General features: G+C 69.7%; 10 protein-coding genes (1 of these 10 cut by a window edge). 8 read left to right on the top strand and 2 right to left on the bottom strand.

Annotated features, from left to right (window positions below):
* From moaA to QGG57_00185, 8 genes are all read left to right on the top strand, one after another.
* Positions 1-793, top strand: the 3' portion of a protein-coding gene (gene moaA / locus QGG57_00220; GenBank protein ID MDP7006611.1) for a GTP 3',8-cyclase MoaA. Its footprint begins 305 nt before the window's first position; only the last 793 of its 1,098 coding nucleotides appear in the window; its start codon lies off the left edge, out of view; the stop codon is at positions 791-793.
* Positions 793-1,395 (top strand): molybdenum cofactor guanylyltransferase, encoded by a 603-nt coding sequence (locus tag QGG57_00215; protein ID MDP7006610.1) that lies wholly within the window; start codon positions 793-795, stop codon positions 1,393-1,395. Before moaA ends, QGG57_00215 begins: the two co-directional genes overlap by 1 nt.
* A 4-nt stretch (positions 1,396-1,399) precedes the next feature.
* On the top strand, positions 1,400-2,323 hold the full coding sequence (locus QGG57_00210; GenBank protein ID MDP7006609.1) for an AEC family transporter: 924 nt from the start codon (positions 1,400-1,402) through the stop codon (positions 2,321-2,323).
* The gene (locus QGG57_00205) at positions 2,314-2,808 is read left to right on the top strand and encodes a molybdenum cofactor biosynthesis protein MoaE (GenBank protein ID MDP7006608.1); all 495 of its coding nucleotides are present in this window, start codon (positions 2,314-2,316) and stop codon (positions 2,806-2,808) included. Before QGG57_00210 ends, QGG57_00205 begins: the two co-directional genes overlap by 10 nt.
* The gene (gene moaC / locus QGG57_00200) at positions 2,801-3,232 is read left to right on the top strand and encodes a cyclic pyranopterin monophosphate synthase MoaC (GenBank protein MDP7006607.1); all 432 of its coding nucleotides are present in this window, start codon (positions 2,801-2,803) and stop codon (positions 3,230-3,232) included. The genes QGG57_00205 and moaC overlap by 8 nt, the downstream gene beginning before the upstream one ends.
* Positions 3,232-3,735 carry a molybdenum cofactor biosynthesis protein B gene (locus QGG57_00195; protein ID MDP7006606.1) on the top strand — a complete coding sequence of 168 codons (504 nt, stop codon included), beginning with the start codon at positions 3,232-3,234 and terminating at the stop codon, positions 3,733-3,735. Before moaC ends, QGG57_00195 begins: the two co-directional genes overlap by 1 nt.
* 82 nt (positions 3,736-3,817) lie before the next feature.
* Positions 3,818-4,165 carry a hypothetical protein gene (locus tag QGG57_00190; protein ID MDP7006605.1) on the top strand — a complete coding sequence of 116 codons (348 nt, stop codon included), beginning with the start codon at positions 3,818-3,820 and terminating at the stop codon, positions 4,163-4,165.
* A 1-nt stretch (position 4,166) separates the two neighbouring features.
* Positions 4,167-5,390 carry a molybdopterin molybdotransferase MoeA gene (locus tag QGG57_00185; GenBank protein MDP7006604.1) on the top strand — a complete coding sequence of 408 codons (1,224 nt, stop codon included), beginning with the start codon at positions 4,167-4,169 and terminating at the stop codon, positions 5,388-5,390.
* On the opposite strand, the gene QGG57_00180 is transcribed toward QGG57_00185, so the two are convergent.
* The gene (locus QGG57_00180; protein ID MDP7006603.1) at positions 5,387-5,632 is read right to left on the bottom strand and encodes a MoaD/ThiS family protein; all 246 of its coding nucleotides are present in this window, start codon (positions 5,630-5,632) and stop codon (positions 5,387-5,389) included. The two genes, QGG57_00185 and QGG57_00180, sit on opposite strands and share 4 nt — an antisense overlap.
* A complete protein-coding gene (gene moeB / locus QGG57_00175) occupies positions 5,632-6,732 on the bottom strand; it encodes a molybdopterin-synthase adenylyltransferase MoeB (GenBank protein ID MDP7006602.1) in 1,101 nt (366 codons plus the stop codon). The genes QGG57_00180 and moeB overlap by 1 nt, the downstream gene beginning before the upstream one ends.
* Positions 6,733-6,743: the final 11 nt, after the last annotated feature.

The following is a 6,743-nucleotide window of genomic DNA, read 5'->3' as shown; positions in this document are numbered from 1 at the left end:
GCCGCTGTTGCGCACTGACCTCGACCGGCTGGTGCAGATGCTCGCGGCGATTCCGGGGCTCGATGACCTGGCGCTCACGACCAACGGCTACCTGCTCGCCCCGCAGGCCGGGAAGCTGCGCCGTGCGGGGCTCCAGCGGCTCAATCTCAGCCTCGACTCGCTCGACCCGCAGGTCTACCAGCAGCTGAACGGACGCGAGCTGGACGTCGCGCGAGTGCTCAGCGGCATTGCCGCAGCCGAGCGCGCCGGCTTCGGGCCGCTGAAGCTCAACTGTGTCGTCATCCGCGGCGTCAACGACGGTTCGGTGGTAGAGCTAGCGCGCCACTTCCGCGGGACGCCGCACGTGATGCGCTTCATCGAATACATGGATGTGGGCAACCTCAACCGCTGGAGTCCCGAACAGGTCGTGCCGGCCGACGAGATTATCGCCATGATTGACGCCGAAGCTCCCCTCACGCCGGTCACCCCCGAACGGGCCGGCGAAGTGGCGCGCCGCTATCGCTACGTCGAAGGCGGGGGCGAAATCGGCGTCATCGCCTCGGTCACACGCCCTTTCTGCCACGACTGCGACCGGATGCGCATGGGGCCTGACGGACAGCTCTACACCTGCCTCTTCGCCAGCGACGGCCACGACCTGCGACCGTTGCTGACAGCGGGCGCGAGCGACGACGAATTGCGCGCGCGGCTCGCCTCTATCTGGCGTGCGCGCGGCGACCGCTACTCGGAAGAGCGCGCGCTGCTGCCCGAAGGCGAGCGGCCACGCAAGGTCGAGATGTTCCGCATTGGGGGCTGATGGACTCCGCGCTGCTGGTAGCGGGCGGGCGGAGCGGTCGTCTGGGGCAACCCAAACAGTCACTCGAAATCGGAGGTGAAACCCTCGCCGCCCGCACCGCCGCAGTGCTGGCGCAGGTGGTGCAGCGGGTGACGGTCGTGGGGCCGCCGGGCGAGCGTCCCGACTGGGCGCCCGCGGGATGCGACTGGGTGGGTGATCCGGTCCCGCACGGCGGGCCGCTGGTCGGGCTGGCGGCGGGACTGGCGGCGGTACGCGGCAAACTGGTGGCGGTCGCGCCGTGCGACCTGCCGCTGCTGGCACCCGCCACCTACCGTGCATTGCGCCGCGTCGCCGATGACGGCGACGCGGCGGTAGCGACGTGGAAGCAGCCGCAACCGCTGGTGGCGGTCTACTGGCGCGAAGCGGCACTGGCAGCGGCGGAGCGGCTGCTGGCGCAGGGAGAACGCCGCACGCAGCGGCTGCTCAGCGAGCTACCGCATACGCTCGTAGAGCGGCGCGAAGTGGCGCTGAACCTCAATACGCCTGCCGACCTGGAACGCTTTCTCAAGCTGCCGGGCGGCGAGTCGGAGTTTAATAACTGGTCGTCGATCGACCAGCGCTAGGCACATGCTCATTTTCTGGGTGGTTGGCAAGCTCGTCCCGCTCTTCGCGCTGCTGGCGCTAGGCTTCCTCGCCGGCCGGCGACTAGGGGTGAAAGAAAAGACATTGCGCGACCTCGGGGGGCTGCTGATTTACCTGCTGGTGCCGGCCAAAATCCTGCTTGCGACCCAGCAGGCGGAGTTCGCCTTGACGTGGGAGCCGGTGCTGGCAGCGGTGGTGGTGGTAGCGGCCTCGACAGCGGTGGCGTGGTGGCTGGCGCGGTGGCTGGCGCTGCCGGCGGCCGCCAGCAGCGCGCTGGTGCTCGGCTCGGGATTCATGAACGCCGGGTCGCTGGGAACTTCGGTGGCGGACCAGTTCTACGGCGAACAGGGATTCCTGCTGGCGATGCTTTTCTACATTACGGTGCAGGCGTTGCTCTACACCGTCGGGCCGGCGCTGGCGGGCGGCGGCCGCGAGCAGCTGCGCGAAGGGGCTGCCGCTGCGCTGCGGCTACCACTCATCTGGGCGCTGCTGCTGGGGCTGGCGCTGAACCGCGCTGGAACGGGGCTGCCGGCGGTGGCCGACGGCACGCTGGAAATCCTGGGCGGGGCGTGGAAGCCGGTGCTGCTGCTGACGCTCGGGATGCAATTGAGCCGCGCGTCACGGCTGGAAAGCGCGGACTTCCGGCGCCTGCTGCCACCGCTGGTGGTCGCCCGTATGGCCACCGGGCTGGCTGCCGCAGCAGCGCTGGTGCTGGCGCTGGGGCTCCGCGGAGAACTGGCGGCGGTGGTGCTGATATCGAGCAGCATGCCTTCGGCCATCACCACTTACGTCGTCGGCGCCTACTGCGGCAGCGACATGCAGCGGCTCTCGCTGGGCATTCTCGGGACTACACTGCTGGCGCTGGTGACTATTCCGCTCGTAGTGCTGCTGGCGGAGGTATGGGCCTGAAGCCGACTGCTATTAACCCGGCCGTCATTATCGGCGGCATGGTCCCACCAAAGGTGCGGCTGCAGCGAGAAGCGTGCGACCCCGCGGAGCTCGCGGCTGCGCTGGGCGGACCGGAAGTCGGGGCGGTGGTGACCTTTACCGGCACCGTCAAAGGCGTGACCGAGGCGGGCGTGGTGGAGCGCATCAAGTTCAGCGCCGACGAACCGGCAGCGCTGGCGCAGATGGAAACGCTGCGCAGCGAGGCGTGCGAGCGATTTGCCATCCACGACGCGGCGCTAGTGCACCGGGTGGGACTGCTCGAGGCGGGCGAGCTGATTGTGGTCTGCTGCGCCGCGGCGGCCCATCGCGCTGACGCCTTCAGCGCCTGCGAGTGGCTCATCGACACGCTCAAGCAACGGGTGCCCATCTGGAAGCAGGAGCACGCCCCGGACGGCACACGCTGGGTCGCGCCGCAACATGAGGTGAACTGTGGCGCGAATGGTTGATATCAGCGACAAGCAGGAAGTGGCGCGACGCGCCACCGCCCGGGGGCGGCTGCGGCTGCGGCCCACGACGGCGGCCGCCATCGCCGACGGCGAAGTCCCGAAAGGCGACCCGTTCGCCACCGGCCGCGTCGCCGCCATCCAGGCGGTGAAGGCGACGCCCGCAATCCTGCCACTCTGCCACCCCTTACCAATCAGCGGCGTGGAGGTAGAATTCACGCTGGAGGGTAACGCAGTGGAATGTCGCGTTACTGTTGCCGCAATGTACCGCACTGGTGTCGAGATGGAGGCACTGACCGGCGTGATGGCGGGGCTACTCTGCGTCTGGGATCTGGTCAAGCCGCTCGAGAAGGATGCTGCCGGGCAGTATCCCGAAACCCGCATCTACGACGTGGAAGTGGTGGAGAAGCTGAAGGGCGGAAAATAATGGGCCACCGCGAGCACCATGCTGCCGCTCCCCGCACGGTCGCGGTCGCGGTGCTGACGCTGAGCGACAGCCGCACCCCGGCGGAAGACCGTAGCGGCGACGCCATCGTCGCACTGCTCGAGGCGGCGGGCCACTCCGTCGCCGGCCGGGTGCTGGTGCGGGAGGACCCACCCGTCATCCGGGCGGCGCTCGAAGCGGCGCTGGCGGGACCGGCGCAGGCGATTATCCTGAACGGCGGCACCGGCATCGCGCCGCGCGATTCGGCGCCCGAAATCATCGGTGCGCTGCTGGAGCGCGAGCTGCCCGGCTTCGGCGAGCTGTTCCGGCAGCTCTCGTTCCACGAAATCGGCGCGGCCGCGATGCTCTCCCGCACGCTGGCGGGCGTCGCGCGCGGCAAGCTGCTCTTTGCATTGCCGGGTTCCGAGGCGGCGTGCCGGTTGGCACTGGAGCAGCTCATCCTGCCGGAGCTGGGACACATGGTGGGGGAGCTGGGAAAGGCATGATTTTTCTCGATAATTATTATAAAAAGGGAGCCTGGGCGCCGGGCCGGAAGGGAGATGGATGATTTCCTTCGGCCAATGGCCAGTGGCCCTGCTGCTGGCAGCCCTGCTCATCCCCCTGGGATACTGCCTGAAATGGAAACAGGAATCCCTGCGGCCGGTGGCCATGCTTTTCGCCGCTGGAGTCCTGATGGTGGTATTGTATCCCCTCACCTTCTTCCTCTCCGAGATACTGGGTGCTCCGGGTTACGGACTGGGCAAGCTGCTGCTCTTCGTGCTGCTGCCCTTAGCTGCTATCTGCTGGGTGGAAAGGCTGGAATGGAGAGAAATGCTCCATCGGACGGGCGTGCGCCGGGCAGGACTTGGCCCCTGGGTCGCCCATGGTCTCAACCGTACCATGCCGTCACTACTCCGGACGGCGCTGGAGGTCTAAGATGGGGTTCAGACCCTTCGACGAGCTGATTTCGCTGGCGCGGGCGCGGGAGCTGGTGCTGGCGGCCGCGCAGCCGCTGGAAGCGAGCGAGGGTGTGGGGCTGGCCGCAGCGGCCGGCCGGGTGCTGGCGACGCCGGTGGTAGCCGACCGCGACGTGCCCGGCTTCGACCGCTCGGCGATGGATGGCTACGCGATGCGGGCGGCTGATGTAGCCGACGCGACGCCTGCGGAGCCAGTGCGGCTGGCGCTGCTCGAGGCGGTCCACGCCGGCCACCTGCCGCGCGGCACGCTTGGCGCCGGCAGCTGCATCCAGGTCGCCACCGGGGCGCCGCTACCGGAGGGCGCGGAGGCGGTGGTGAAGGTCGAGGATACTGCTCGCGAAGGCGATGCCGTGCTGGTGCGCGTCGCGGTGGAGCGGGGCAAGCACGTCGTCCCGCGGGGCGAAGACATGCGTGCCGGCGACGAAGTGCTCTCGCCGGGGATGGTGCTGACGCCGGCCCGGGTGGGGGTGCTGGCGGCGCTGGGGCTGGCGCAGGCGCTGGTATTCCGCCGCCCGCGGGTAATGGTGCTGCCGACCGGCACCGAACTGGTGCCACCGGGCCGCCCGCTGGAAGCGGGGCAGGTGTACGATTCCAACGCCCCCGCGCTGGTGCCGCTGGTACAGCAGGCGGGCGGAGTAGCGGAGCGCACGCCAGTGCTGGGCGACGAGCAGGGAGTGCTGGAAAAGGCGCTCTGTACGGCGGCCGGGAGCAGCGATATCGTGGTGGTCACCGGCGGCTCCAGCGTCGGCGAGCGCGACCTGCTGGCGCCCGCCATGGAGCGGCTCGGGAGCATCGAGTTCCACGGCGTCGCCGTCAAACCGGGGAAGCCGATGCTCTGCGGCCGGCTGGACGGCGCGCTAGTGCTGGGGCTGCCGGGCAACCCGACGTCGTGCCTGCTGACTGCGTGGCTCTTCCTGCGTCCCGCACTGCGCCAGATGGCGCGGCTACCGCCCGACTTGCGACGCTGCCGGACGGCGACGCTTGCCGCCGCCGTGCGAGCGGTGCAGGGGCGCGACCAGCTCATGCTGGTGCGGCTGGAAGGGGCGGGCGACGCGCTGCGCGCCACCCCTTGCTACCGCGGCTCGGGCGCGATTATGTCGATGGCGCTGGCCGACGGGGTGGTGGCGCTTCCGGCTGGCGCCGGCGCCGGTACCGGCGAGCAGGTCGAAGTGGATCTGCTCTAGCCGCCGCTGAAGGGGGGGTAGAGCGCTACCGTGTCGCCTTCGGCCAGCGCGCTGCCGGGCTCCAGCATTTCGGCGCCGCGCGCCAGCAGCAAGCTCTCGCGGAAGGGCGCCAGCGCGGGATGCTCGGCGAGCAGCCGCTCCAGCAGCTCCGCAACGGTGGCGCCCGCTGGCAGCTCCAGCTCGAGCGCTTCGGTACCGAGCCGTTCGCGCAACTGGGCAAATGGTTTGACAGTGAGTCGCATCAGTAGAGTCGCTCCTGCTGACCTGTCTCCCGCAGCCACGCCGCGATGCCGCCCGTCAGGTGGCGCGCTTCGCGGCCCCCTTGCTGTAGCTGCCGCAGCGCCATCGCCGACTGGATGCCGGTGCGGCAGTAGAGCAGCAACTCCCGCTCGCGCGGCAGTTCTCCTTGCCACTGCGCGAGCTGCTTGAAGGGTAGGTGCAGCTCCTCGCCCGGGATGAGCACCAGCTTCCGCTCCCACGGCTCGCGCAGGTCCACTAGCAGCGGCGGCGCTGGACCTTCCAGCGCCGCCTGCAACTCCTCCGGCGCCAACTCTCCCGGCCGGCAGGTGAGCGGCTCCTCCGTCGGCACGGTAATCGTCGGCGATTCGCCGCAGAGCGGACAGTCGGGGCGCTGCGCCAGCGCCACCCGCTGCACCGTCCCCGCCAGGCCATCGAGCAGTAGCAGCCTCGCCTCGCGCGGGCCAATCCGCAGCAGCCACTTCAGTGCCTCAAGCGCCTGCAAGCTTCCCAGTAGCCCCGGCACCGCCCCCAGCACTCCCGCCGTGGCGCAGTCCTCGACCACTTCCGGTGGCGGCGGCCGCGGGAACAGGCAGCGGTAGCACGGCCCCCCCGAAGGGAAGAGCGCCACCTGCCCCTCGAAACGGCGTAGCGCCGCGTGGACCAGCGGGACCCTCACCAGATGGCAGCCGTCGGCGAGCAAATAGCGCGCGGACAGGCTGTCGGTGCCGTCGAGCACCAGGTCGTGCTGTCGCGCCAGCTCCAGCACGTTGGCGGCCGTGACGCGTTCTACCAGCGGCTCGACCCGGATGGCGGAATTCAGCGCGCGCAACCGGGTGGCCGCCACCTCCGCCTTCGGCTGCCCTATGTCGACCTCGGTGTAGAGCGGCTGCCGCTGCAGGTTACTCAATTCCACCCGGTCGTCGTCAACCAGCGTCAGACGGCCGACACCTGCAGCCGCCAGGTATTGCGCGGCCGGGCAGCCCAGTCCGCCCATTCCCACCACCAGCACCCGCGCCGCCTTCAGCCGCTGCTGGCCTTCCAGCCCTGCGCCGGGCAGCATCAGGTGACGGGCGTAGCGCCGCAGCTCGGAATCGGGGAGCACCGCAGTGCGAT

Source organism: Candidatus Poseidoniia archaeon, assembly GCA_030748895.1.
Classification (GTDB): domain Archaea; phylum Thermoplasmatota; class Poseidoniia; order MGIII; family CG-Epi1; genus UBA8886.
Note: the sequence above shows the minus strand (reverse complement) of the source record. Positions and strands in the feature narration are given on the sequence as shown.